The following is a 1,069-nucleotide window of genomic DNA, read 5'->3' as shown; positions in this document are numbered from 1 at the left end:
CCAGGGCCGCCGCGAGAGCCGCCAGGACCTGTACGAGACCCTGGATCGACCGGTCCTCAAGCCATTGCCCCAGGACGACTACGAATATGCCGAATGGCGCCATGCCAAACCCGGTATCGACTACCACGTGGCGGTGGACAAGCGCTTCTACAGTGTCCCCCATGCACTGGTGGGAAAACCCCTGGAGCTGCGCATCACCGCCACCACCGTCGAGGTGATGCAAAGGGCAAGCGGGTGGCGTCCCATCCCCGGCACGGCTCGGGACGCTTCTCCACACTGACCGCACACATGCCCAAATCCCATCAGGCGCACCGGGAGTGGTCGCCGGGACGCTTCCTGAACTGGGCTGCCGACATCGGCCCCTGTGCCGCCCAGGTGGTCAAGCAGCAACTTGAGAATCGGCCTCATCCCGAGCACGGCTACCGCGCCTGCCTGGGGCTGCTCAACCTGGCTAAACGCTATGACCGAACGCGCCTGGAGGTAGCCTGTGAGCGGGCCCTGATGATCCGTTCGGCCCGCTATCACAGCATCACTTCCATCCCCAAGCAAGGCCTGGATCAGCTACCGCCCGAGGAGGAGGTTGGCACCCAGGAAGAACTGCCCCTGCACGGCAACGTGCGTGGCGCCGATTACTACCACTGAGGAGGACAAGACCATGCTGAATCAACAAACCACCGAACAACCAAGTGTGTCTTCGACCTCATGATAGATTTTGGGACATCCCAGTCCCCAAAATCGACTCGGCCTTTGACAACCCATTTGTGCCCCAGCCGTACTTGGCTCCCATATGAGACTGGACGCCGCATTCGGAGGCCTGCTTTGGTGCTTCCCCTCTGGCGCTATGCGCACGACGGGTAAGCAGTGCGGCCTCGCGCCTACTGGGGAATACCAAACTGCTTCCGAAGATACTCTCCGAATGCCCCATCGCGCCCCGATAACCCGTAACGACCGGGCCAGACATAGAAGTTATTGGTATTCTTGTTCTCCCAACCCAAGTAACCGTTGTAGGGCGAGAAGTACCAGGCGTATTGCATATCGACAGAATATGAATGTGGGGAAAGTACATGAG

4 protein-coding genes are annotated in these 1,069 nt (G+C 60.1%); 3 read left to right on the top strand and 1 reads right to left on the bottom strand.

The genetic code is table 11. From position 1 onward, the window contains the following. The 3 genes from ACOCD2_RS21500 to ACOCD2_RS21490 form a co-directional block, all read left to right on the top strand. On the top strand, positions 1–280 hold a 280-nt coding region (locus ACOCD2_RS21500), incomplete at its 5' end, for a Mu transposase domain-containing protein (protein ID WP_419626082.1). Then, the gene (locus ACOCD2_RS21495) at positions 235–642 is read left to right on the top strand and encodes a hypothetical protein (RefSeq protein ID WP_419590494.1); all 408 of its coding nucleotides are present in this window, start codon (positions 235–237) and stop codon (positions 640–642) included. The genes ACOCD2_RS21500 and ACOCD2_RS21495, both read left to right, overlap by 46 nt. 60 nt (positions 643–702) lie before the next feature. After that, positions 703–858, top strand: a complete 156-nt coding sequence (locus tag ACOCD2_RS21490) for a hypothetical protein (RefSeq protein ID WP_419626080.1) — start codon at positions 703–705, stop codon at positions 856–858. Positions 859–875: 17 nt separating this feature from the next. Here ACOCD2_RS21490 and ACOCD2_RS21485 read toward each other — a convergent pair. Then, positions 876–1,069 (bottom strand): hypothetical protein (locus tag ACOCD2_RS21485; RefSeq protein WP_419626078.1); only part of this gene is annotated, 194 nt, incomplete at its 5' end.

Origin of the sequence: Thiolapillus sp., assembly GCF_048562965.1 — a bacterium.
GTDB lineage: Bacteria > Pseudomonadota > Gammaproteobacteria > Chromatiales > Chromatiaceae > Thiolapillus > Thiolapillus brandeum_A.
The sequence above is the reverse complement of the archived record's forward strand: the minus strand, read 5'-3'. Positions and strand labels throughout refer to the sequence as shown.

Excerpts from the sequence above, each read along its gene's own strand:
- ACOCD2_RS21490 (WP_419626080.1), top strand. The coding sequence starts at position 703 with ATGATAGATTTTGGGACATCCCAGTCCCCAAAATCGACTCGGCCTTTG.